Source organism: Tenacibaculum discolor (genome assembly GCF_003664185.1).
Taxonomy (GTDB): domain Bacteria; phylum Bacteroidota; class Bacteroidia; order Flavobacteriales; family Flavobacteriaceae; genus Polaribacter; species Polaribacter discolor.
The window spans coordinates 130,234-155,811 of the sequence record NZ_RCCS01000009.1 but is presented as its reverse complement, the minus strand read 5'-3'; the positions used below and the strand labels follow the sequence as shown (position 1 = coordinate 155,811).

At 33.0% G+C, this 25,578-nt stretch carries 25 protein-coding genes and 1 tRNA gene; 19 read left to right on the top strand and 7 right to left on the bottom strand.

Going from position 1 to position 25,578, the window contains the following annotated elements; translation table 11 throughout:
• Nucleotides 1-112: 112 nt before the first annotated feature.
• Genes C8N27_RS12825 through C8N27_RS12800 form a run of 6 tightly spaced genes read right to left on the bottom strand, consistent with a single transcriptional unit; the run spans nt 113 to nt 5,458 of the window.
• Nucleotides 113-847, bottom strand: coding sequence for a nitroreductase family protein (locus C8N27_RS12825; protein ID WP_121147800.1), 735 nt, complete (start codon nt 845-847; stop codon nt 113-115).
• Between the two features lie 51 nt (nt 848-898).
• Nucleotides 899-2,272 (bottom strand): aldehyde dehydrogenase, encoded by a 1,374-nt coding sequence (locus C8N27_RS12820; RefSeq protein WP_121147797.1) that lies wholly within the window; start codon nt 2,270-2,272, stop codon nt 899-901.
• Between the two features lie 3 nt (nt 2,273-2,275).
• Complete coding sequence (locus C8N27_RS12815) at nt 2,276-3,307, bottom strand: alkane 1-monooxygenase (protein WP_121147795.1); 1,032 nt, start codon at nt 3,305-3,307, stop codon at nt 2,276-2,278.
• 29 nt (nt 3,308-3,336) lie between these two features.
• Nucleotides 3,337-4,023: an RluA family pseudouridine synthase gene (locus C8N27_RS12810; protein ID WP_121147793.1), complete on the bottom strand. Its 687-nt coding sequence runs from the start codon at nt 4,021-4,023 to the stop codon at nt 3,337-3,339.
• A gap of 31 nt (nt 4,024-4,054) precedes the next feature.
• Nucleotides 4,055-4,666 carry a ribosome biogenesis GTP-binding protein YihA/YsxC gene (gene yihA / locus C8N27_RS12805; RefSeq protein ID WP_099215559.1) on the bottom strand — a complete coding sequence of 204 codons (612 nt, stop codon included), beginning with the start codon at nt 4,664-4,666 and terminating at the stop codon, nt 4,055-4,057.
• 27 nt (nt 4,667-4,693) lie between these two features.
• Nucleotides 4,694-5,458: an alpha/beta fold hydrolase gene (locus tag C8N27_RS12800; RefSeq protein WP_099215558.1), complete on the bottom strand. Its 765-nt coding sequence runs from the start codon at nt 5,456-5,458 to the stop codon at nt 4,694-4,696.
• A gap of 202 nt (nt 5,459-5,660) precedes the next feature.
• Between C8N27_RS12800 and mraZ the strand changes: the two genes are divergently transcribed.
• From mraZ to C8N27_RS12725, 15 genes are all read left to right on the top strand, one after another.
• Nucleotides 5,661-6,128 carry a division/cell wall cluster transcriptional repressor MraZ gene (mraZ, locus tag C8N27_RS12795; protein WP_121147791.1) on the top strand — a complete coding sequence of 156 codons (468 nt, stop codon included), beginning with the start codon at nt 5,661-5,663 and terminating at the stop codon, nt 6,126-6,128.
• A complete protein-coding gene (gene rsmH, locus C8N27_RS12790) occupies nt 6,115-7,011 on the top strand; it encodes a 16S rRNA (cytosine(1402)-N(4))-methyltransferase RsmH (RefSeq protein WP_121147789.1) in 897 nt (298 codons plus the stop codon). Before mraZ ends, rsmH begins: the two co-directional genes overlap by 14 nt.
• Nucleotides 7,011-7,340, top strand: coding sequence for an FtsL-like putative cell division protein (locus tag C8N27_RS12785; RefSeq protein ID WP_099215555.1), 330 nt, complete (start codon nt 7,011-7,013; stop codon nt 7,338-7,340). Before rsmH ends, C8N27_RS12785 begins: the two co-directional genes overlap by 1 nt.
• A gap of 7 nt (nt 7,341-7,347) precedes the next feature.
• Nucleotides 7,348-9,360 carry a PASTA domain-containing penicillin-binding protein gene (locus tag C8N27_RS12780; protein WP_237270848.1) on the top strand — a complete coding sequence of 671 codons (2,013 nt, stop codon included), beginning with the start codon at nt 7,348-7,350 and terminating at the stop codon, nt 9,358-9,360.
• On the top strand, nt 9,361-10,827 hold the full coding sequence (locus tag C8N27_RS12775; protein WP_121147786.1) for a UDP-N-acetylmuramoyl-L-alanyl-D-glutamate--2,6-diaminopimelate ligase: 1,467 nt from the start codon (nt 9,361-9,363) through the stop codon (nt 10,825-10,827).
• A 3-nt stretch (nt 10,828-10,830) separates the two neighbouring features.
• The gene (gene mraY, locus C8N27_RS12770; protein WP_121147784.1) at nt 10,831-12,057 is read left to right on the top strand and encodes a phospho-N-acetylmuramoyl-pentapeptide-transferase; all 1,227 of its coding nucleotides are present in this window, start codon (nt 10,831-10,833) and stop codon (nt 12,055-12,057) included.
• On the top strand, nt 12,058-13,392 hold the full coding sequence (gene murD / locus C8N27_RS12765) for a UDP-N-acetylmuramoyl-L-alanine--D-glutamate ligase (protein ID WP_099215551.1): 1,335 nt from the start codon (nt 12,058-12,060) through the stop codon (nt 13,390-13,392).
• Between the two features lie 16 nt (nt 13,393-13,408).
• Entirely contained in the window at nt 13,409-14,599 is a 1,191-nt protein-coding gene (locus C8N27_RS12760) for an FtsW/RodA/SpoVE family cell cycle protein (protein ID WP_121147781.1), read from the top strand.
• Complete coding sequence (murG, locus tag C8N27_RS12755) at nt 14,583-15,674, top strand: undecaprenyldiphospho-muramoylpentapeptide beta-N-acetylglucosaminyltransferase (RefSeq protein ID WP_121147779.1); 1,092 nt, start codon at nt 14,583-14,585, stop codon at nt 15,672-15,674. The genes C8N27_RS12760 and murG overlap by 17 nt, the downstream gene beginning before the upstream one ends.
• Entirely contained in the window at nt 15,674-17,020 is a 1,347-nt protein-coding gene (murC, locus tag C8N27_RS12750) for a UDP-N-acetylmuramate--L-alanine ligase (RefSeq protein WP_121147776.1), read from the top strand. The genes murG and murC overlap by 1 nt, the downstream gene beginning before the upstream one ends.
• Before the next feature lies 1 nt (nt 17,021).
• On the top strand, nt 17,022-17,762 hold the full coding sequence (locus C8N27_RS12745) for a cell division protein FtsQ/DivIB (RefSeq protein WP_121147774.1): 741 nt from the start codon (nt 17,022-17,024) through the stop codon (nt 17,760-17,762).
• Entirely contained in the window at nt 17,749-19,089 is a 1,341-nt protein-coding gene (gene ftsA / locus C8N27_RS12740) for a cell division protein FtsA (protein ID WP_121147772.1), read from the top strand. Before C8N27_RS12745 ends, ftsA begins: the two co-directional genes overlap by 14 nt.
• An 84-nt stretch (nt 19,090-19,173) precedes the next feature.
• Nucleotides 19,174-21,036: a cell division protein FtsZ gene (gene ftsZ / locus C8N27_RS12735; protein ID WP_121147770.1), complete on the top strand. Its 1,863-nt coding sequence runs from the start codon at nt 19,174-19,176 to the stop codon at nt 21,034-21,036.
• 70 nt (nt 21,037-21,106) lie between these two features.
• Nucleotides 21,107-21,553: a GatB/YqeY domain-containing protein gene (locus C8N27_RS12730; protein ID WP_121147767.1), complete on the top strand. Its 447-nt coding sequence runs from the start codon at nt 21,107-21,109 to the stop codon at nt 21,551-21,553.
• An 11-nt stretch (nt 21,554-21,564) separates the two neighbouring features.
• Nucleotides 21,565-21,638 (top strand) — tRNA-Arg (locus C8N27_RS12725).
• Between the two features lie 288 nt (nt 21,639-21,926).
• On the opposite strand, the gene C8N27_RS12720 is transcribed toward C8N27_RS12725, so the two are convergent.
• Nucleotides 21,927-23,048 (bottom strand): LytTR family transcriptional regulator, encoded by a 1,122-nt coding sequence (locus tag C8N27_RS12720; RefSeq protein ID WP_121147764.1) that lies wholly within the window; start codon nt 23,046-23,048, stop codon nt 21,927-21,929.
• A 225-nt stretch (nt 23,049-23,273) separates the two neighbouring features.
• Between C8N27_RS12720 and C8N27_RS12715 the strand changes: the two genes are divergently transcribed.
• From C8N27_RS12715 to C8N27_RS12700, 4 genes are all read left to right on the top strand, one after another.
• Entirely contained in the window at nt 23,274-24,137 is an 864-nt protein-coding gene (locus tag C8N27_RS12715; protein WP_121147762.1) for a hypothetical protein, read from the top strand.
• A gap of 78 nt (nt 24,138-24,215) precedes the next feature.
• The gene (locus tag C8N27_RS12710) at nt 24,216-24,560 is read left to right on the top strand and encodes a hypothetical protein (RefSeq protein ID WP_099215541.1); all 345 of its coding nucleotides are present in this window, start codon (nt 24,216-24,218) and stop codon (nt 24,558-24,560) included.
• A 15-nt stretch (nt 24,561-24,575) separates the two neighbouring features.
• Nucleotides 24,576-25,001 (top strand): OB-fold protein, encoded by a 426-nt coding sequence (locus C8N27_RS12705; protein ID WP_099215540.1) that lies wholly within the window; start codon nt 24,576-24,578, stop codon nt 24,999-25,001.
• Between the two features lie 2 nt (nt 25,002-25,003).
• Nucleotides 25,004-25,555: a YceI family protein gene (locus tag C8N27_RS12700; protein ID WP_121147760.1), complete on the top strand. Its 552-nt coding sequence runs from the start codon at nt 25,004-25,006 to the stop codon at nt 25,553-25,555.
• Nucleotides 25,556-25,578: the final 23 nt, after the last annotated feature.

Sequence of the window (25,578 nt, the reverse complement as noted above, 5' to 3'; positions counted from 1 at the left end):
TTCATAACGAATCATTGGTGGTATACTTTACAAGTTTTGGACTATCTACAAAATTTGATGTAATTTTTTAATGTTGTCTAGACTTTTCTTAATCAATCTAAAATAGTTGGTTTTACACTTCCCTATAAACCTCCTCAAAAGGAATTCTAAAACGTTCTCCATACACTCCTTCGGGTTTACGGATTCCGCAAGAAACAATCATATTAACTTCTGCGCCAAAAGGTAACCCCAGCAAACGTTTTACACGCCAAGTGTCAGAACCTTCCATAGGGCAGGTGTCGTAACCTTCAGCAGCCATTGAGAGCATGAATGTTTGTGCTGCTAATCCACAAGTTTTGTGAGCTACAATGCGCATATCACTATTGCGAACTTCTCTATAAATAGGTCGAAATACCCCAACAATAGAAAATAGTATATATTTCAACCAGCCAAAAATTCCTAAGAAATCAAAATACGTGAAAGGAATTAGTTTTCCGTAGTAGTTGCGCGCTACTTTTTCTCTACTTCGTTGTTCTGATTTTGGATTGTTTTTACCAAAAACTGTATCCATAAAAGCTAAATTAGCTTTGGCTCTTTTACGCCACAAATCTTTACGAGTAACAAAAACCACTAGCTGCTGAGCAGTTTTAGCTGCATTTTGATTAAAGCATAATGGAGCTATTTTTTTTATAATTTCCTTATCAGTGATATGATAAAACTCCCATAGTTGCATATTGCTACTTGTAGGAGCTAAACTCGCCTGTTCTAAACATTTTTTTACAATGGAAGTGTCTATCGGTTTTTCAGGGTCGTACACTCTTACCGAACGACGATAGTTAACAGCTTCTGATACGGTTTTTTCACTCATTTATTTGGGGTGTCTTGATTCTTATGTCTACTAATCTTTTGTCTAATAAAACTATCCTAATTTCATTAAGGTTTTTAATTGTTGTAGTTTCCCTTTGTAGGGTGCATATCTAGTAGGTACATCTAGCCAAGTTCCGCGAGAAACCACTCCTTTATGATGAGAAAAAGTATCAAAAGTTTTTTTTCCGTGATAACTACCTATGCCACTTTCTCCCACGCCACCAAAAGGCAACCTATGATTAGCAAAATGTACTGTAGTATCGTTTATGGTACCTCCACCAAACGAAAAACGCTCAATCATTTTCTTAGCAAATGAATTTCTATTGGTGAAAACATATAAAGCCAGAGGCTTATCATATTTTGCTGTTATTTTTTCAATATCAGCTTCATTTTCATAGGAAATTAGAGGTAAGATAGGCCCAAAAATTTCGCCTTTCATTACTTCACTATCCAGACTAGGTTCATCAATTAAGGTAGGGGCAATGTAGCAATCATCTCTATCAGTTTGTCCACCAATTACACACTTTTCATTTTCTAGCATAATGGCTAAACGATCAAAGTTTTTAGTGTTTACGATACGTGGAAAATCAAAGGAATTTTGAGGGTTTTCGCCGTAAGCTCTAAAAATTTCCTCCTTAAACTCTTGTATAAAATGTTCTTTTACCGATTTATAAATCAATAGATAATCAGGAGCAATACAAGTTTGTCCACCATTAATAAATTTACCCCAAACCAAACGCTTTGCAGCTAGTTTGATGTTTGCAGTTTCATCAACAATAGATGGGCTTTTTCCTCCTAGTTCTAAAGTAACTGGAGTTAGGTGATTTGCCGCAGCCTTAGCAACAATTTTTCCTACAGGAACACTTCCAGTAAAGAAAATATAATCCCAACGCTGTGCTAATAATTCTGTAGAAATAGCTACACCTCCTTCTACCACAGCAACATGATTTTTGTCAAAAACAGCTTCGATAATTTCCTTGGTAATTTTGCTTGTACTCGGTGTCAATTCCGATGGTTTTAAAACGACCGTGTTTCCTGCTGCGATAGCACCTAATAATGGAGCAAACGCTAATTGGTAAGGATAGTTCCAAGGAGCAATAATAAGCACAGTTCCGTAGGGTTCTTTGTAGATTTTTGCTGATGATGGAAAGTTTAATAAAGAAGGTAATACACGTTTGGGTTTACTCCAAGAATAAATGTTTTTTATGGCCATTTTTAACTCAGCCAATACAATAGAAGTCTCAGTCATTACCGCTTCATATTCCGATTTTTTAAAATCATCATGTAAAGCTTTAATAATATCTTGTTCCCTTGCAATAAGTTCTTTTTGTAGTCTTTTTAAAGCATTTTTTCTAAAGGAAATATCTTTGGTTTGTTGAGTGGCAAAATAGTTTTTTTGTGATTGAACTAAAGTAGGGATATTCATAGGTTATATATCTTGTAATTTTTTATTCATGATTGAAAACCATAATGGAGGTACCAAAGCTACGAGCATCATACCTGGATAACCTGTTGGCATTTGAGGGCTCTCTGGTAATGATTTTAAGAGTTGATAATGTTTACTTCCGTTATAGTGATGATCGGAATGGCGAGATAAATTAAACAGCATTAACATACCAATTCTGTGATCAGAATTCCATGAATGAGTTCTTTTTACACGTTCATAACGACCTTTTTCGTTTTGTTTACGTAGTAGTCCGTAATGTTCTATATAGTTTACAGTTTCTAATAATAAAATTCCAAAAACAGCTGCTGCAGTAAAAGCAAGTAGCGCATTTAATCCAAAGAGAAATAAAATACCTACTAATAACAGTATGTTGCAAATCGTATAGATAAGCATTCTGTTTTGCAGATGAAACCAATTTCTGCCAGAATTTTTTAGACGTCTGTTTTCTGTTTCCCAAGCTTGATAGTAGCTTTGAAAATGAGAACGGATCCAGAATAGATATACTATTTCATTTTTTCTTGCGGTTGCAGCATCTTTAGGTGTAGCTACATTAAAATGATGTCCGGAATTATGATAGGGTAAAAAGTGAGTATCTAAAGATGTTAATAATAAAATCTCACCTAAAAACTCATCAAAACGGTTGTTCCGATGACCTAATTCATGTCCTACATTAATACCAATTACACCACACATTAATCCCATAGCAGAGATTCTTCCTATATATTCTATGGTGGTTAATTGTGCATCTTTCATCATCCATAAAAACCATCCTAAAAAAAGTAATTGAACAGGTACTGTTGTGTATAAGATATAAGTATACAGCTTGTTTTCTTTTTCTTGCTCTTCTTGTTCTTTGTTAAGGTTTTGTTTGTCTGGGTTAAAAAGCAGTTCAAGTAGAGGAACAAACCCAAAAAATACGACTAAAGGTAATAATGTTAACCAACCCATACTCGTAAACGAAATGTATACAGTTATAGGGAGTATTAAGATAGTTAAAAATTTAAGAGCTTTCATCTTACGTGAAATTTGTCTAAATATACAAATTACAGGCAAGCATCCCAAACTGGGTCAGAAGGAGTTGGAGCAGTGATTTTAATAAGTTCTTTACTAACTGGATGCGTAAATTCTATTTTTCGAGCATGTAAATGAATACTTCCATCTTTATTACTCCTTTTAGCGCCATATTTTAAATCACCTTTAATAATAGCACCAATATTAGAAAGTTGTACACGAATTTGATGATGACGACCTGTTTCTAAGTCAACTTCAAGTAACGAATAGTTATCTAATTTTTTAAGTGTTGTGTAATGTAAAATAGCTTTTTTACTTCCGTAAACTTCTTTGTTGTAGGCTGTAGACTTATTGTTCTTTGGATTCTTTTTTAAATAATTTGTTAAAGTGTCAGTAGCTTTTTTAGGTTGTTGTTGAACAATTGCCCAGTAAGTTTTTTTGATGGTTTTGTCACGTAACATTTTATTCAAACGTTCTAAAGCTTTAGATGTACGTGCATAAATAACAATGCCGGAAGTAGGTCTGTCTAAACGATGAACAGTTCCTAAATAAACATTACCAGGTTTGTTATATTTTTCCTTAATATATTCTTTAACTACATCAGAAAGAGGTTTATCGCCTGTTTTATCGCCTTGTACGATATCGCCAGCACGTTTATTAACCACAATAATATGGTTGTCTTCATGTAAAACCTGTAAGTTTTCTTTAGTAGAGTGCATATTAGGAGTTACCTTAAGGTTACTAGAAGAACTATTTGAAGTTCTCAGCTACGTCCTCATTTACCTGATCAATAAAACTTAAAAACTCATCGCGTCCCATTCCAGTAGAAGAAGAAGTTACAAAAGACATTGGTAATTCTTCCCAATACTTCAATAATTTCTTTTTATAAGCAGTAATTTGTTTATTAAGTTTAGAGCTACCTAATTTGTCTGCTTTGGTAAAAACGATACAGAAAGGAATACGGTTTTCACCTAAAAACTGCATAAACTCTAAATCTATTTTCTGCGGATCATGGCGAGAATCAATTAAAACAAAGGTACAAACCAGCTGTTCACGCTCTTTAAAATAATTTTCAATAAAGAATTGAAAAATTTGTCGCTTCTTTTTAGATACTTGAGCATAACCATACCCTGGAAGATCCACTAAAAACCATTCATCATTAATTTTGAAATGGTTAATAAGTTGAGTTTTTCCTGGTTTACCAGAGGTTTTTGCTAAATCTTTTCGCTCCATCAACATGTTGATTAACGAAGACTTACCAACGTTTGAGCGGCCAATAAAAGCATACTCAGGTATTCTGTCTTTAGGAGCTTTGGTAACATTACTGTTACTCATTACAAATTCAGCAGATTTTATTTTCATACTATAATTAAGCTAGTTTAGCTGTTGTTATATTTCGCGTTTAGAAAGCCAGCTTTCTAAAATTTCATTAAACTCTTCTGGAGTTTCCATCATAGCTGCATGCCCACATTTATCTATCCAAAATAAATCAGCATCAGGTAAGAGTTTTTTGAAGTCTTCAGCAACTTCTGGTGGAGTAACGCTGTCTTGTTTTCCCCAAATTAAACAAGTAGGTTGTTTCATGTTGGGTAAATCTTTAGCCATATTATGACGAATTGCACTTTTTGCAATAGCTAATGTTCTAATCAATGTATTTCTATCGTTAATAACATCATACACTTGATCTACAAGTTCGTCTGTGGCAATTGCTTTATCATAAAAAACATCTTGTGCTTTTTTTCTAACAAACTCTTTGTCACCTCTTTTAGGGTAGCTATCTCCCATAGAGTTTTCGTATAATCCTGAACTACCTGTTAAAACCAATGCTTTGACATCTTCAGGATAGTGTTTTGTATAATATAAAGCGATATGTCCGCCTAAAGAATTTCCTAATAGAGTAACATTTTTAAGTCCTTTGTGCTCTATGAAATCATGTAAAAATTTAGCTAAATTCTTTACGTTGGTTTTAAGGAGAGGTAAAGTGTATAAGGGTAATTCTGGAATAAAAACTTGATATCCTTTTTTTGAAAGATGATTAAAAGTGGAGTTAAAATTACTTAAAGCACCCATTAGTCCATGAAGAATGATAATTGGGCTTCCTTCTCCTGCTTCAGCGTATATAAATTTGTCTTCTTTCTTTAAAAATTCAGTCATTATGTTTCTGATTTGACTTAACCACAAATGTAGTTCTTTTTTATCACTTTTTCATTTTTATTATTTCGTGTACAACGGCGATATAGAAGTCTTTTAGTATCAGTTTTTTAGCTCAAAAACCAAAACTTATCAACAATGTGGTAAAAAGTGGTAAAAAGTGGTAAATATTTTTTATTTTTGATGCAAACTATAGTTTCTTTACGTGATAAATTTAATTGGAACATATGAGTGCAAGGTAGATGCTAAAGGAAGGTTGATGATGTCATCAGCGTTCAAGAAGCAGCTGTCTTCTGTGTTACAAGAAGGTTTTGTGATTAAACGCTCTGTGTTTCAGTCTTGTTTGGAGTTGTATTCGATGCAAGAGTGGAATTTAATGATGGCAAAAATCAATAAACTAAATCGATTTGTAAAGAAAAATAATGATTTTATCAGAAGGTTTACTGCTGGTGTAAAAATGGTAGATGTAGATGCTTCTGGAAGGATATTGATTCCGAAAGATTTATGTCAATTTGCAGGGATAGAAAAGCAAGTAGTGCTTTCTTCTGCAGTGAATATTATTGAGATTTGGGATAAGGATAAGTACGAAAAAGTAATTGATGATGCTGTTGTTGATTTTGCTGAATTAGCAGAGGAAGTAATGGGTAATACGGAAGCAGATGAGTTATCATAGTCCAGTTTTGTTGAAAGAAAGTGTAGATGCACTTAATATAAAGGAAGACGGAGTGTATGTGGATGTCACCTTTGGAGGAGGAGGGCATTCTAGAGAAATATTGAGTCGATTAGGAGAAAAAGGAAAATTGTTTGCTTTTGATCAAGACCCAGATGCGCAGCAAAATAAAATTGACGATCCGCGTTTTGTGTTGATTGGTGAGAATTTTCGATTCATATCTAGGTTTTTACGCTTTTACGGTGTTAGGAAAGTAGACGGGGTATTGGCTGATTTAGGTGTGTCGTCGCATCAATTTGATGAAGCTGAAAGAGGGTTTTCTACTCGTTTTGATGCAGATTTAGATATGCGAATGGATCAAAAGTCTGAATTGTCAGGAAAAAAAATCATCAATACATATACTGAAGAAGATTTAGCAGATGTGTTGTTTTTGTATGGAGAGTTGCGAAATGCAAGAACTTTAGCTAAAACAATTGTTGAAGCAAGAGAGGATAGAGAGATTAATACAAGTTTTGAGTTAAAAGAGGTGCTGCAAAGATTTTTACCAAAAGCCAAAGAGCATAAAATTCTAGCACAAATTTTTCAAGCAATACGAATAGAAGTAAATCAAGAGTTGGAAGTGTTGAAGGAATTTTTACAGCAGGTTCCAGGTTTGTTGAATGAGGATGGGCGATTGAGTGTGATTTCATATCACTCGTTAGAAGATAGGTTGGTGAAGCGATTTATAAGAACAGGTTTGTTTAGTGGTGAGCCAGAAAAAGATTTTTATGGTAACACCAATGTGCCACTTAAAAAGGTTGGTAAAATGATTATACCAACAAAAGAAGAAATTAAAGAAAATAACAGAGCACGAAGTGCGAAACTAAGAATAGCAACATTAAAGTAATGTCTAAGGTAAGGAAGAGTATATACGATCTTTTAAGAGGGAGTTTTCTTACGGACGAAAGCTCATTTAAAAACTGGCGGATCTTAATTTTTGTTGTAGTGCTGTTGTTAATAATGATTTATAGTTCGCACAGTGCAGATGCAAAAGTAGTGCAAATAGCAGAGCTTAATAAGAAGAAAAGAGAGTTGCGGGCTGAAGATGTGGATACGAGTACTGAGCTAATGAGGATGAAGTTAGAAAGTAGTATTCGAGATAAAGTAAAAAGTAAAGGGTTGTTCCCTGCAAAAAAACCGCCCCAAAAAATAAAAGTAACATATAATAAAGAGTAATAATAAAATGGTAGTAAAAAAAGGCATATTAAACAAACTCTATGTGATTGTTGTTTTAATGACGCTTTTCTTTGTAGTTATCATTTTTAGACTTTTTAAACTTCAATATGTAGAAGGGGATAAGTATAGAAAGCTTTCTGAGGAAAAAACAGTTAAAAACGACACTATTTTTGCGAATAGAGGTAATGTGTATGCAGCAGATGGAAATTTGCTAGCAACATCAATGTCAAAATTTACCATTCGTATGGATGTGGTAGCGGTGGATTCAGAAGTTTTTGAGAAAAATATTCGTGCACTTTCAGAATCACTTTCAGGTTTACTAGGTAAGCCAGCTAGTTACTACCAAAAGAAGTTGCGTAATGCAAAAAAACGTAGAAATCGTTATTTGTTAATAGCTCGTAATGTAGGGTATAATGACTATGTGAAAATGAAAAGCTTCCCTATTTTTAATAGAGGGGTGTATCGAGGAGGTTTTATAGCGGAGCAAAAAACAGTTCGTGTGCACCCTATAGGCAAAATAGCTGAGCGTACTATTGGGTATGATGATTACAGAGGAGGAGCAGGAATTGAAGGAGCTTTTGCAGATTATATGCAAGGAGAAAATGGTTGGCGTTTAAAGCAAAAAATTGCGAAGGGACAATGGAAGCCAATTAATGATGTAAATGAGAAAGAACCAATAGATGGTAGTGATGTAATAACAACAATAGATGTGAATATTCAAGATATTACACATCATGCTTTGTTAAGAGAGATGGAGTATTTTGAAGCAGATCATGGGTGTGCTGTGGTGATGGAAGTAGAAACAGGAGAGATTAAGGCAATATCTAATTTGGGAAGAACTTCTAAAGGAAAATATTACGAAAAAAGAAATTACGCTGTTTGGGAGAGTCACGAACCAGGGTCAACTTTTAAGTTGGCTAGTTTAATGGTTGCGCTGGAAGATAAAGTTGCTGATACATCAACTGTGGTAGATTGTGAAAAAGGAAGGATCTATATTAATAATCGTAAAGTAGAAGATAGTAAGAGAGGAGGGTACGGAAAAATATCCTTAGGAAGAGTGTTTGAGGTTTCTTCAAACGTAGGAATTGTAAAAACGATACAGAAGCATTACGATAAGAATCCGAAAAAGTTTACCGATAAAATTAAGTCGTTTGGTTTAGATCAATTAACAGGTGTAAAAATAAAAGGAGAAGGAAAGCCTTATATACCAGAACCAACAGAAAAAAGTTGGAGTCCAATTTCATTAGAGTGGATGGCTTGGGGGTATGGAGTTTCTCTTACACCATTGCAAACATTAGCGTTTTATAATGCAGTGGCAAATAATGGAAAGTTAGTGAAACCATATTTTGTTAAAGAGTTAAGAGTAGGAGGTAAAGTAGAAGAAAGCTTTGGAACAGAAGTAGTAAAAGAAAAAATAGCATCACAAGAAACCTTAGATAAAGTCCGAAAAGTGATGGAAAATACTATAAAATATGGAACAGGTAAAGGAATCTATTCACCAAACTTTTCTATGGCAGGAAAAACAGGGACTGCAAAAAAATATATTCCAAGAACTAAAAATGCCAAGGGAGAGTACGAAGGAGGTTATTATTCAAATCAAAAATATGTAGCTTCTTTTGCAGGGTTTTTCCCAGCTGATGAACCAAAATACTCTTGTATAGTGGTAGTTCACAGTCCTAAAAAAGAAAAAGGATATTATGGGGCTACGGTTGCTGCTCCTATATTTAAAGAAATAGCTCAAAAAATTTATACTTCAACAGCAATCAATAATCAGTTTGTTTCTGATGATATTTCAGAAGAAGTTCTCGATAAAGAATATCAAGAATACTATCAAAAACTAAGGAAGTATAAAACTATTATGCCTAAAGTGATAGGTATGAGCGGAATGGATGCGGTTGCATTATTAGAGAACATGGGATTGAAAGTTAAGTTTTCAGGAGTAGGAAAAGTAACAGAGCAATCTGTAGAAAGAGGAGTTAAAGTCTCAAAAGGTGCAACGATATATTTAAAATTATCATAGTTGAAGAAATTAAAAGACATATTATATAAGGTAGCTGTAAAAGAAGTTTACGGGAATACAGATATTGATATAAACAATATTCAGTTTGATAGTAGGCAAGTGCAGGAAGATGATGTCTTTGTTGCTCAAAAAGGAGTGACAGTGGATGGGCATCAGTTTATAGCAAAAGCAGTATCGCTGGGAGCTAAGACTGTTATCTGTGAGTCTTTACCAGAAGATAAAAATGAAGAGGTTACCTATATTAAAGTAGAAGATTCTAATGCTGCATTAGCAATAATAGCAGCAAATTATTATAACAACCCGTCAAAAAGCTTGCAATTAGTAGGAGTAACAGGAACAAATGGTAAAACTACAATTGCAAGCTTATTGTATCAATTGTTTAAAAAAGCAGGATATAAAGTAGGGTTGCTGTCAACTGTGCGAGTGATGGTTGATGATGAAGAGTATAATGCAACACACACAACACCAAACTCAGTAGCGATAAATAAATATTTATCAAAAATGGTTGAGGCAGGGGTTGATTATTGTTTTATGGAAGTAAGCTCTCATGGAATTCATCAAAAACGTACGGAAGGATTAGAGTTTACTGGAGGTGTGTTTACGAACCTATCTCACGATCATTTAGATTATCACGAAACATTTGCGGAATATCGTGATGTAAAAAAATCGTTTTTTGATTCGTTATCAAAATCAGCATTTGCTTTGGTGAATATAGATGATAAAAATGGGCAAATAATGCTGCAAAACACGAAGGCGAATAAACAAACTTATGCACTTAAAACAATTGGAGATTTTAAAGCAAAAGTATTAGAGAAACGTCTTTCAGGAACTTTGTTAACAATTAACGGAGTAGAACTTTGGACAAAGTTAATAGGAGAATTCAATGCATATAACTTGTTAGCTATATATGGAGTAGCAGAGTTGTTAGGGCTTGAAAAGATAGAGATTTTACGAATCGTAAGTGAACTAGAAAGTGTAAGTGGAAGATTTCAGTACACAGTTTCAGATGAGGGAGTTACGGCAATAATAGACTATGCGCATACACCTGATGCATTAAAAAATGTATTACAAACTATTAATGACATTCGAACAGGTAATGAAACCGTAATTACAGTTGTAGGTTGTGGCGGAGATAGAGATACAACGAAGCGCCCAAAAATGGCATTAATAGCATCTCAGTTAAGTGATCAAGTTGTTTTTACCTCCGATAATCCTAGAACAGAAGATCCTCAATCAATAATTGATGAGATGGAAATAGGAGTTGCGGTAGAAAATTATAAAAAAACACTATCAATAGTAGATAGAAGACAAGCTATTAAAACAGCTTGTAAACTAGCAACTTCAGGAGATATTGTACTTATTGCAGGAAAAGGTCATGAAACCTACCAAGAAATTAATGGTGTTAGGCATCATTTTGATGATTTAGAAGAAGTAACCAACTATTTTAATCAACTAAAAAAACACTAACGAATGCTGTATTATTTATTTCAATATTTAGAAAGTGAATTTAGCTTAACAGGGGCAAGTGTGTTTCAGTTTATCACATTTCGATCTGCAATGGCGTTCATATTATCTCTGTTGATATCAACTATTTTTGGTAAAAAAATCATCAATTACTTAAGAAGGCAACAAGTAGGTGAAACAGTAAGGGATTTAGGTTTAGATGGACAAGTACAAAAAGCAGGAACACCAACTATGGGGGGTGTAATTATAATCCTTGCAACATTAATTCCTGTATTGTTCTTAGCAAAACTAGAAAATATATACATCATTATTCTATTAATAACCACTGTTTGGATGGGGCTTATTGGTTTTGCTGATGATTATATCAAAGTATTTAAAAAAGATAAGGCTGGATTAAAAGGAAAGTTTAAGGTTTTAGGACAAATAGGGTTAGGTGTAATCGTTGGATCTATGCTGTATTTTCACCAAGATGTAACCATAAAAGAACAATTACCTACTTCAGAACAAGTTGTGCAAATAGATGGTAAAAAGAAAGTGTTTGGTGAGGCGCACAAGTCAACAAAAACAACAGTTCCTTTTTTGAAAAACAATGAATTAGACTATGCTAAAGCATTGAGTTTCTTAGGAGATGGATATGAAAAATATGGATGGATAATTTTCATTTTTGTTACCGTTTTTATTGTCACGGGAGTTTCAAACGGCGCAAACTTAACTGATGGTATTGATGGTTTAGCAGCAGGATCATCAGCAATTATGGTGATAACACTGGCAATTTTTGCTTGGGTATCAGGGAATATCATTTTTGCAGATTATCTGGATGTAATGTATATCCCAAAATCTGGAGAAATGACCGTTTTTATTTTAGCTTTCGCAGGAGCATTAATCGGGTTTTTATGGTATAATACCTATCCAGCACAAGTGTTTATGGGTGATACTGGAAGTTTAACTATTGGAGGTATCATAGCGGTTATAGCAATTGCCATAAGAAAAGAATTATTACTGCCAGTTTTAGCTGGAATATTTGTGGTTGAGAATTTGTCGGTAATACTACAAGTTTCGTGGTTTAAGTACACAAAGAAGAAGTTTGGAGAAGGAAGACGAATATTTAAAATGTCTCCTCTACATCATCACTATCAAAAACTAAATTATCACGAAAGTAAAATTGTAGTACGCTTTTGGATTGTAGGAATTTTGTTAGCGGTATTTGCCATAGTAACATTGAAGTTAAGATAAATGAAAAGATTAGTTGTGCTTGGAGGAGGAGAAAGTGGTGTAGGAACAGCGCTTTTAGGAAAACAAAAAGGGTATGAAGTTTTTGTTTCAGATAAAGGAAGTATAGCAGAACGGTATAAAAAAGTTCTTTTACATAATTCAATCGATTTTGAAGAAAATCAGCATACAGAAGATAAAATTCTAAATGCTGACGTGGTGATGAAAAGTCCTGGAATTCCAGAAAAAGTTGCACTTGTGCAAAAGTTAGTTTCAAAAGGAATTAAAGTGATTTCAGAAATAGAATTCGCTTCGGAATTTACCAATGCAACCATTGTGGGAGTTACAGGCTCAAATGGTAAAACAACCACAACGATGCTAATACATCATGCGTTAAAAAAAGCAGGCTTAAATGTAGGAGTTGGAGGAAATATAGGAGATAGCTTCGCTGAACAAGTGGTTGATGATAAGTATGACGGATATGTGTTGGAATTAAGCAGTTTTCAGTTAGATGGAATTGAAAAGTTTAAGCCACATATTGCAATAATTACAAATATAACACCAGATCATTTAGATCGATATGAATATGAATTTGAAAACTATATAAACTCAAAATTCAGAATTACAAAAAATCAAACAAAAGATGATTTTTTAATATACGACGCTGATGATGAAGCAATTCAAACTTGGTTAAAAAATAATAAAACAGAAGCAACGCTAGTGCCATTTTCAATGGAAAAAGAATTAGAGTACGGGGCTTTTTTAAGACAAGACACAATAATAATGAAATTTAATACAGAAGAAAAATTAATGAAGGTTTCTGAACTAACATTACAAGGAAAGCACAACACTAAAAATGCAATGGCTACATCTATGGCTGCAAGGTTGTTAAAAGTAAGAAAAGAAACAATCGCAGAAAGCCTGTCTGATTTTGAAGGTGTAGAACATCGTTTAGAAAAAGTGCAAAAAGTAAATGGAATTGAATTCATTAACGATAGTAAAGCTACCAATGTAAATGCAGCTTTTTACGCATTAGAATGTATGGATAATCCAACAGTTTGGATTGTAGGAGGAGTTGATAAAGGAAATGATTATACAGATTTATTACCTCTAGTTAGAGAAAAAGTAAAAGCGATAGTTTGTTTAGGGTTAGATAATCAAAAAATCATAGATACTTTTGCTAATGTAGTAGATGTAATGGTGGAAACAGCCGGAGCAGAAGAAGCAGTAAAAGTAGCTTATAAAGTAGCGCAAAAAGGAGATACAGTATTGTTGTCACCAGCATGTGCTAGTTTCGATTTATTTGAAAGCTATGAAGATAGAGGAAGAAAGTTTAAAGAAGCTGTAAGAAACATATAATGCACATTAAAGATTGATGAAAAACATCTTTCGACATATAAAAGGAGACCGAGCCATTTGGGCTATAGTTGCAGTGTTGGCAATATTTTCATTTATGCCAATATATAGTGCAAGTACCAATTTGGTGTATGTAGTTGGTAACGGTTCTACCTTAGGACATTTGGTAAAGCATATTGTATTGTTGATTACCGGGTTTGCGGTAATTTATGGAGTGCATAAAATTCCATACAGATATTTTAGTGGAGGCTCTGTTTTAATGCTACCTGTTGTTGTTTTATTGTTGGTTTTTACCTTGGCACAAGGAACTACTATTGGAGGAGCCAATGCAAGTAGATGGATTCGTATTCCGTTTGTAGGTATTGGATTTCAGACCTCTACATTGGCGGGCTTAGTGTTAATGGTATATGTTGCACGTTACTTGGCAAAAAATAAAGAAAAAGTAATTTCTTTTAAAGAAAGTCTATTACAGTTGTGGCTACCTGTAGGTTTAGTGCTAGTGTTAATATTACCAGCAAACTTCTCAACCACAGCTATGGTGTTCTTTATGATTTTAATGGTATCGTTCATTGGGGGATATCCATTAAAATATATAGGATATATATTAGGAATAGGTCTTTTTGCTTTTCTATTTTTCATCTTAGTAGCTAAGGCATTTCCCGAAGCAATGCCTAACCGTGTGAATACATGGAAAAGCAGGATTGAAAGCTTCTCTCAACCAGATGGTGAAGAAGATTATCAAGTAGAAAAAGCTAAAATAGCAATTGCAACAGGAGGAGTGATAGGGAAAGGGCCAGGAAAAAGTGTGCAAAAAAACTTTTTACCCCAATCTTCTTCTGATTTTATTTATGCAATTATTGTTGAAGAATATGGTTTTGCAGGAGCAATAGTGGTAATATTTATTTATTTTTTATTGCTTTTCAGAATTTTAATAACCGCCAAAAAGGCTACTACCATATTTGCAACCTTGTTGGTTGTTGGTGTGGGAATTCCTATTGTTTTTCAAGCAATGATTAACATGGCAGTAGCAGTGAATATTTTACCAGTAACAGGACAAACACTCCCGCTAATTAGTAGTGGAGGTACCTCTATTTGGATGACATGTTTCGCATTAGGAATGATTTTAAGTGTAAGCGCTTCTAAAAACGAAACTGAAGAAACAATTTTAGATGATAACCCTTTAGATATTTTACATGAAACAATCGATTAATATCATAATAAGCGGTGGAGGTACAGGAGGTCATATTTATCCTGCAATAGCAATTGCTAACGAAATAAAAGTTCGTTACCCAGAAGCTAATATTTTGTTCGTAGGAGCAAAAGATAAAATGGAAATGGAAAAAGTTCCGCAAGCAGGATATGAAATCAAAGGATTGTGGATTTCAGGAATCCAAAGAAAACTAACTTTAAAGAATTTAATGTTTCCTTTTAAACTATTAAGTAGTTTATGGAAAGCATATAGAATTATACGAAAATTTAAACCAGATGTAGCTGTAGGTACAGGAGGTTTTGCAAGTGGACCAACGTTGATGGTTGCTAATAGAAAAGGAATTCCAACCTTAATTCAAGAACAAAATTCGTATCCAGGAATAACAAATAGATTGTTAGGTAAAAAAGCGCAAAAAATATGTGTTGCATACGATAATTTAGAGCGTTTTTTTTCTGAAGAAAAAATTATAAAAACTGGAAATCCAGTTCGTCAAGATTTACTATTTATTCATACTAAAATAGAAGAAGGGAAAGAGTTTTTTGAATTAGACACTTCAAAAAAAACCATTTTAATATTAGGCGGAAGTCTTGGTGCTCGTAAGATAAATCAGTTAGTTGAAGCAAATTTAGACTTCTTTAAAAAACAAGGAGTCCAATTAATATGGCAATGTGGTAAGTTATATTTTGAAGAGTATAAGAAATATGATGAACTAGAAAATGTTCAAGTACATCAGTTTTTGAATAGGATGGATTTAGCCTATGCTGCTGCCGATTTTATTGTGTCAAGAGCAGGAGCAAGTTCAGTATCAGAATTATGTATAGTGGGTAAGCCAACTATTTTTATACCGTCACCAAATGTGGCAGAAGATCATCAAACAAAAAACGCTAAGTCTATTGCAGATAAACATGGAGCCTTAGTAGTAAAAGAAAACGAGCTTGATACCTTCCCAGTGGTATTAGAAACCTTGTTAAAAGATAAAGGGAAACAAGAAAGTTTAAGTGAAAACATTAATGAGTTAGCGTTACCAAATGCAACAAGTAATATCGTTAACGAAATAGAAAAATTAATCAGTTAGTGAATTTAAAAACGATACATAACGTTTATTTTATTGGTATTGGTGGAATAGGAATGAGTGCCATAGCTCGTTATTTTTCTGTCAATGGAAAAGTAGTAGTAGGCTACGATAAAACACCAACACCTATCACTAAAAGTTTAGAAGAAATAGGAATAGAAGTTCATTTTGAAGATGCTGTAAAAAATATTCCAATTTCATTTTTAAATAAAGAAAAAACATTGGTGGTGTATACACCAGCAGTTCCTAAAAATCATTTACAATTAAATTATTTTAAAGATAACGGATACACAGTTTTGAAAAGAGCAGAAGTATTAGGAGAAATTACTAAGAATACTTTTTGTTTGGCTGTAGCGGGAACACATGGAAAAACAACAACCTCTTCAATTTTAGGGCACATTATGCAACCTGAAAAAGCTACTTCGTTTTTAGGAGGAATTGCAGAAAATTACAACTCTAACTTAATTTTAGGAGGTGATGAAGTTTCAGTTGTTGAGGCTGATGAGTTTGATCGTTCGTTTTTAAAATTATCACCAAATATAGCTTGTGTAACCTCTATGGATGCAGATCATTTAGATATCTATGGAGAAAATGAATTGTTACAGCAATCATTTAGAGATTTTGCAGGTAAAGTTTCTGATACTTTGATTGTAGCAAAAGGATTACCATTAGAAGGGTTAACTTATGCTGTAGAAGCAGCAGCGGATTATAAAGCCTATAATGTAAAAATAGAAGCAGGTAAATATGTTTTTGATGTAAAAACACCAACATCAGAAATTAAAAATATAGCATTTCATTTACCAGGAAATCATAACATGATGAATGCTTTAGCAGCACTATCTATTGCAGATGTATATGGAGTGTCATTAGAAAAAATTAAAAAACAGTTAGGAACTTTTAAAGGGGTACAGCGTAGATTTTCTTATAAAATAAAAACTGAAGATGTTGTGTTGATTGATGATTATGCACATCATCCTACTGAAATAAAAGCAGTAGCGCAATCTGTTAGAGAAATGTATCCAAAAGAAAAAGTTTTGGCTGTATTTCAACCACATTTGTTTAGCAGGACTAGAGATTTTGTAGATGATTTTGCAGAAGCATTATCATTGTTCGACGAAGTGTTATTATTAGATATTTATCCAGCTAGAGAATTGCCAATAAAAGGAGTTACTTCTAATTGGTTATTGGAAAAAATAACCATTGATACTAAAAAGTTAGTGTCGAAGGAAAAATTAAGCAACGAAATCATAAAGTCAGAGTCAAAAATAGTGGCAATGTTAGGTGCAGGAGATATTGGTTTATTAGTTGATGAAGTAAAAAATAAATTAGAGGAAAAACACAAAAAATAGAATGAAAAAATTAGCAACATATCTGTCTTTTTTCTTGCTGTTGATGTTTTTGGTGTTTTTATATGGTTTTACAACCAATAGAAATGGAGCAAAAAAGGTAAAAAACACGGTGGTAGAGTTTGCTGCTGGAGACAATAACTTTTTGACACACAGTATGGTTGATAAATTGTTAATACAAAATAATGAATTTGTTAAAAACCAACCAAAAAGATTGGTAGATTTACACTTTCTAGAGGCTAATGTTTCGGCGAACCCGTATGTTGAAAAAACAGCTGTGTTTTTAACCGTAGATGGGGTGTTAAAAACTACTATAAAACAACGAACACCGATAGCTCGAATTGTTGATAAAGATAAATCTTTTTATGTTGATAAGTATGGTGTAGAAATTCCGTTATCAACAAATTTTTCAGCAAGAGTACCATTAGTTTTAGGAGTAAGGGAGCCAGAAGAAATCAAAGAATTAACAACGTTAATAAAGACCATAAATAGTAATAGTTTTTTCGCTAAAGAAATTATTGCTATTCAAAGAGACGCCCAAAACGAATACATATTTACAGTTCGTAGTGGTGGTTATAAGATAATTTTTGGAGAGTTAACAGATGCTTCAATGAAGTTTAAAAAGCTAACAACATTTTATAACAAAGCATTTAAAGACAAAACCATTAATAACTATAAAGCGATAAATGTAAAATACCACAACCAAGTTGTGTGCACAAAACAAAATCAAGATGGAAAACAATAAAATTGCAGTTGGTTTAGATATTGGTACAACCAAGATTGTTGCCATGATTGGTCGTAAAAACGAATACGGTAAGCTTGAAGTTTTAGGTATTGGTAAAGCGAAAAGTTTAGGTGTAAAGCGTGGGGTAGTTAATAACATTACGCAAACTATTCAGTCTATTCAGCAAGCAGCTGAAGAGGCAGAAAGTATTTCAGGATATAAGATAGAGAATGTTGTAGTAGGTATTGCTGGTCAACACATACGCAGCCTTCACCATAGTGACTATATAACAAGAGAAAAGTCAGAGGAGGTAATAGATGCAACAGATATAGAAAATTTAGTAAGTCAGGTGCATAAATTGGTTATGCTACCTGGTGAAGAAATTATTCATGTATTACCACAAGAATTTAAAGTAGATAGCCAGCCAGATATAAAAGAACCTATTGGGATGTATGGTGGAAGATTAGAAGCTAACTTTCACGTAGTAGTTGGTCAAGTATCTTCTATCCGAAATGTAGGCAGATGTATCAAAAGTGCAGGGTTAAACCTTTCTGATATTACCCTAGAACCTTTAGCTTCTGCATCAGCAGTGTTAAGTCAAGAGGAAAAAGAAGCGGGTGTAGCATTGATTGATATAGGTGGTGGAACAACAGATTTAGCAATATTTAAAGATGGAATTATTCGTCATACAGCAGTTATTCCTTTTGGAGGTAATGTAATTACTGAAGATATTAAAGAAGGCTGTTCAATAATAGAAAAACAAGCAGAGTTATTAAAAATTAAGTTCGGTTCAGCATGGCCTGGAGAAAATAAAGAAACGGAAATAGTTTCAATTCCAGGGTTAAGAGGAAGAGAGCCTAAAGAAATTACACTTAAAAATTTATCAAAAATAATTCATGCGAGAGTTCAAGAAATTATTGAACATGTGTACCTTGAAATTAAGAACTATGGGCATGAAACTCAAAAAGGAAAATTAATTGCAGGTATTGTACTAACAGGGGGTGGAGCTCAATTAAAACATTTACGCCAGTTAGTAGAATATATTACTGGAATGGACGTTCGTATTGGGTATCCAAATGAACACCTAGCAGGAGACTCTGATGAAGCATTGTCAAGTCCTGCATTTGCAACTGCTGTAGGGTTGTTAATGGAAGGTTTACAAAAAGAAGTAGAAGAAAAAGTAGTTGTTGAAGAAGCGCCAGAGGCGTTAGTAGAAGAAGCTATTGAAGAGGAAAAAGAAATAGCAGAAGAAATCCAAGAAGAGAAGGAACACAAAGCGAAAAAATCTAAATCGTTTTTTGATAAGTTTACTGAACGATTCAAAGAATTTTTAGATAACGCAGAGTAATTAGTATATATAAGAATACTCCTGATTAATCCCCTAAAAAGGAGTGTAAAATTGAATAAGAATTAATAAAAAAGAAAAGTTATTATGAGCGCAGAATTTGATAACATTTCATTCGACATGCCAAAAACACAATCGAATGCCATTAAAGTAATTGGTGTTGGTGGGGGAGGAAGCAACGCAGTAAACCACATGTATAGTAAACAAATTCACGGAGTAGATTTCGTAATTTGTAATACAGACGCACAAGCATTAGAAAACAGTCCTATACCTAATAAAGTTCAATTAGGAGCACACTTAACTTCTGGGTTAGGTGCAGGTGCTAATCCAGAAATTGGAGCACAAGCAGCGGCTGAAAGTATGCAGGAAATTCAACAAATGTTGAGTACACATACCAAAATGGTGTTTATTACCGCAGGTATGGGAGGAGGAACCGGTACAGGAGCAGCTCCAATCATTGCTAAAATTGCTAAAGATATGGATATTTTAACGGTAGGTATCGTTACTATGCCATTTCAATTTGAAGGAAGAATGCGCTCAAAACAAGCTCAAAAAGGAATTGATGAGCTACGTAATAATGTAGACTCATTAATTGTTATCAATAATAATAAACTGCGCGAAGTTTATGGTAACTTAGGGTTTAAAGCAGGATTCTCTAAAGCTGATGAAGTATTAGCAACAGCGGCAAAAGGTATAGCAGAGGTAATTACACATCACTACAAACAAAATATCGATTTACATGATGCAAAAACGGTATTATCAAATAGTGGTACAGCAATTATGGGTTCTGCAAAAGAAACAGGAGCAAACAGAGCTAAAAATGCTATTGTAAAGGCATTAGATTCACCATTATTGAACGATAATAAAATTACAGGAGCTAAAAATGTATTGTTATTAATCGTTTCTGGAGGTAATGAAGTTACTCTAGATGAAATAGGTGAAATTAATGACTACATCCAAGATGAAGCAGGTTATGATGCCAATATTATTATGGGTATCGGTGAGGATGAAACATTAGAAGATGGAATAGCAGTAACAGTTGTAGCTACGGGTTTCGCTGCCGATCAGCAAGGTAATATTACCAATACAGAGGTGAAAAAAATAGTTCATACTTTAGAAGATGAGCAAAAGGCAACTTATAATTTTGGAGACCAGAATATACAAACATCTCCAGCAATTGATGAGCCTATAAAAAGTACACCATCAAATAAAGTTGTTCATGTTTTAGAGGAAGAAAAGCCTGAACCTAAATCAGAGATTATTCCTACAACGGAAGCAATAAAAAATATTGATGTAGTATATGATGAGATTGAAATAGAAACAGTTTCTGAAGACGATTTTATTATTACAAATATAGCTGAACCAAAAGTAGAAGAAAGAGAAGTAAAAGAGCAACCAACTCAGCAAGATTTGTTGTTTGATTTACCATTAAACTCTTACGAAGAAATAAAACCAGCTTCTCATTTAGTTGAAACAACTAGCGAGATTAAAAATATTGAAGTAAAAGCTGAAGAAGTAAAGTATCATAAAGTTGAAAAACGTTATGTACTAGATGATTTTAGTGCACAACCAACAATTGGTAAAAGTTCTACTCCAACAATTAAGGAAGAGATAGAAGAAGAGTTACAATTTGAGGTAAAATCTAAAACGCAAGAAGAAATTAATAACATAGACACTTCAAGCGAAGAAGTTTCTCCGTTGGACTTAACAATTTCTGAATTGCAAAAAAGAGCACAGGAAAGACGTGAAAAAATGAAAGGTTTTAACTACAAGTTTAACGACCAGGTTAGTAAAAACATAGACGAAATTGAGCGTCAACCAGCATATAAAAGATTAGGAGTTGATATTGATGCAGGTTCTGATTTTAGTAAGTCAGATACAGTATTAAATACAGATAATAACGATTTATTACGCTCTAATAATTCGTTTTTACACGATAATGTAGATTAATAAAAGAATAACACTTATTTTTAAAATCCCGATTTATCGGGATTTTTTAATACTTTAAAAACATAAAATTATGAGTTTGCAAAAACAGGTAATGGATAAAATGAAAGAAGCTATGAAGTCTAAAGACACGGTAGCTTTAACAGCTTTAAGAGCATTGAAATCAGCATTTATGTTGGCAAATACTGAAGCAGGAGCAGGAGAATTATCCGAAGCAGAAGAATTAAAGATTATTCAAAAACAAGTAAAGCAACGTAAAGATAGTGCTGCTGTTTTTGCAGAGCAAGGTCGTAATGATTTAGCAGAACCAGAATTGGCAGAAGCAGCTATTTTAGAACAATTTTTACCTGAAGCTTTAAGTGAGGAAGAAATTGGGAATATTGTAGAGAAAACTATTGCAGATGTTGGAGCAGATGGTATGAAGGATATGGGTAAAGTAATGGGAATTGTATCTAAACAATTAGCTGGACAAGCAGACGGAAAAACTATTTCAGCAATTGTAAAAGCTAAACTAGCTTAATAAGGTTTATAGACTCAGTAGTTCAACTGGATAGAACATCAGATTTCGGCTCTGAGGGTTGGGGGTTCGAGTCCTCTCTGAGTCGCTACAAGTTAAAGATAATCTAGAGTGTTTTTTAGAGAATACTCTAGATTGCCAAACTTAATTAACTTAAGAAAATTTCTCGGTTTATTTTTGCCCAATCTTTAACGGATGTCATTTTTACAGGTAGTTTTTCCAAAACCTCTTTTATGTTTAGGTTAAAGATATTGCCTATTGCTCAACCGTCAGGTGACTCTGGTTTAGAGAACTTATATAAAAATACATAACAGCTCATATTTGACCGTTACTAGTAAGCAAATATGAAAAAATACAAACCATCATAAAAAACAAACTATTCTCCTCTTAGCCATTTTTTAAATTCTGAAGATTTATTTTTACTTATAATTATATCTAAAGGAGATCGAGGTTTTGTTTCTATTTTAAGTTGATTACTTCCGTATTTATATATTTTGTCTATTGCTTTTACAGATATAATAAATTGTCTATTAGCTCTAAAAAACTCAGTATTATCTAAATCAGAGAAAATATCTTCTAGACTATTATTGCTGTGAAATATTGAACCATCTAGACAACAGATATAGGTAATAGTATTTTGAGTATAAATAAACCCTATGTTATCGGGTTCAATCGATACTATTTCGTCTTTTACATAAGTCAGAATTCTTTTTTTAACAGCTGAGTTTGTGATTGTTTTTTCAGCAGGTGTATCTACAGTGTTTATTTTTTCTCTATACAACATTAAATCGCTGTTTAACTGAGATAATGTAAGAACTTTTTTAGATAAGCCTTCGTTTTGTTCTTCAAGGTTTTTCTCATATTTCCCACTAATAAATCGAACCATAAATAAAGACATAATAATTATTAAAGTACCCGAAGCCCCATAAACAAGGATAAAATTAGTTTTAAGTTTTAGCATCCTGTTTTTAATATGTTTTATGTTGGCGTGTGCAGCAACAATCCAATCAGTATTTTTTACAGGGTATAAATAGATAATTTCAGAGCTTCTTTTCTTATCTGAAAACTCTCTAACCCCTCCCATTTCAGTTTTACTGTTTAATAGGTTGTAAAAATCGTGAGAATCTAATTCTTTATTAATAACAGGTTGAACAAATGATTCATCAGGTAAAATTAACTGTCCAATTTTTTCTGGGTCAGGATGGCAAATTTCAACCCCAGACCAGTCAAACATGCAAATAAAGCCAGACTCAATACTAGTGTTTTCTATACTTCTTTGTAAATTATTGATTACGACATTTTCAGGAAGCCCATTTTCTATTTGTCTTTGTACAAGAGAAGATATTTCATTTGCTTCTCGCTTGCTAGCTTCAATTTGAGTTTGTAAAAAATGATTAGTAGAAACTTCTAATAAATAGTTCATACTAAAATAGCTTACAACAAATGTAACAATAGCCAATCCTAAGAAAGTTAAGAAATATACGCGGTCTTTTTTCATAAATAGTAATTGGTTTTAATCCTTCTATAGAATTGACTTATAAAATTCACAGAATTGAAATTAATAGGTGTAATCTTAAAGAGAAAGATTAAGAAATGAACAAATTTTCAAGTGCTTTTTTTCCTTTTTAGTAGCTTTTTTTTCCTTTTCACCTACTTTTCACTACTACCTAAAGCATAAGATATATTTATTTGCGGGGAACAAATCTAATACAAATTTTTAATTATGAAAAAAACATTTTTATTGCTGGCAGTTACAATAAGCCTAATTTATAGTTGTAGTAGTGACGACTCTAACCCAGAAGTTGATATTCCAGATGATAACCCTACAACAGAAAAGAATGTATTATTATCTGAAGATACTACCCATGGAAAATATTTGACCGATGCTAGTGGAATGACATTGTATTTTTTCTCTAACGATTCTAAAATGACTTCTGAATGTATTGAGGGTTGTTTAGATGCTTGGCCTGTTTTTTATGAGGCAAACTTAGAATTAGACAATGGTCTAGAATCAAAAGATTTTGGAACTATAACACGTAATGATGGAGCTAAACAAACTACATATAAAGGGTGGCCATTATATTATTATGTTGGTGATAATAGTAAGGGAGATATTAATGGTGATGGAGTAAACCAGGTATGGTATGTCGCTAAACCAGACTATTCAGTTATGTATGTAAATGCTCAATTAGTAGGTAATAATGGAGTTAATTATATTATCGATAGCCAAGGGGATGTTGTAGAAGGTGAAGGAATGACTTTATATCTTACCGATTCTGAAGGAAATACACTGTATGCGTATGCACCAGATAAAAATGATACAAATACGTACACTTCTGAAGATTTTTCTAATGATGGAGCATGGCCAATATTTTATAATGATTTAAAAGCAGTACCAAGTGTTTTAAAAAGTAGTGATTTTAACGTGATAACGGTACATGGTAAGAAAGATCAAATAACTTTTAAAGGATGGCCTTTATATTATTTTGGTTCTGATAACTCTAAGGGAGATAATAAAGGAGTTAGTGTTCCTAACCCAGGTGTTTGGCCAGTTTTAAACAATGCTACTGAAGTGGCACCAGAATAATCAAGTAAATTTCTTAAGCATAATTCTAAAATAGAAGAAGAAACTATTCTTCTTCTATTTTAATCACTTCAAAAAACAATGAAAGTTAAAAACAACAATATTATTAATTGGATAATTGCATGCTTATTATTTAGTTTTATTTCTTGCGAATACAATGTAGAGGAAGAAGTTACTAGTTTTATATGTAGCCCAGACCTTTCTTTTTCAGCAACTATTAAACCTATTATAGATAATAATTGTATTCAATGTCATGATGGCTCTTACCATCCATATGATTTTAGAGTGTTTTCAGTAGTAGAAAACAATGCATCTATGATAAAACAGCTTACTCAGAGCCGTGTAATGCCTAAAGAAGGATCGTTAACACAAGAAGAAATTGAACAAATTGCCTGCTGGGTAGATAATGGAGCACCTAATAACTAAAAAACAAGAATACAAATGAATAGAACTATAAAAATAGCGGGTATTATTATACTTATAGGTTTTTTCATAGGATTATTCTTATTAATAAAACTTTACAATAAACCACACTCCGATGTGAATACAATAAAACCTACTTACAAGCTAACGTCGGAGTATATTATAAATGAGTTTAAAAATAATGAGGAAAAGGCCAATTCTATATATCTCGATAAAATAATACAAATTGAAGGAACCATAAAAGATATTAAGACAGCAAACGGTAACAGTGTAATTATCTTAGGACAAGGTAACGCTATAGAGACTGTTAGTTGTAATATGGACCCTGCCGAAAATAGAATGGTTTTAGGGTTAAAAAAAGGGCAAGAAATTACTATTAAAGGAATCTGTACGGGGTTTTTGATGGATGTGATTCTCGTTAGATCTGTTATTATTAAAAAATAAAAATGAAAACACGTTTAATATTTACTTTAACATTAGTATTTACACTATATAACTCGCTTTTAGCACAAGAAAGATATTTGACCAAACAAGGAAGTATATCATTTTTCTCACATACACAAGTGGAGGATATAAAGGCAGAAAATAATCAAGTTTTGAGTATTGTTGATATTTCAAGTGGAGATATAGCGATTACAATACTAATGAAATCTTTTGCTTTTAAAAAAGCTCTTATGCAAGAACACTTTAATGAAAACTATGTAGAGTCAGATCAATTTCCAAAAGCCTATTTTACAGGTAAAGTAAAGAATTTAGAAGAAATTTTAAGAGGAGACAACTCTATTGCTCAAATAGAAGGAAAATTAACTATTCATGGTGTTACAAAAGAAGTAACAATACGAAGTAAACTGTACATAAATAAAACTAAAATAGAGTTACAAGGAAAATTTATAATTCTTGTTGCTGATTATAATATTAAGATTCCTGCCATTGTACGTAATAATATAGCACGTGAGGTAGAAGTAAGTTTTCGCCTTGAACACTCACCATATAATTAAAAAGACTATTAAGCTAATCTAAT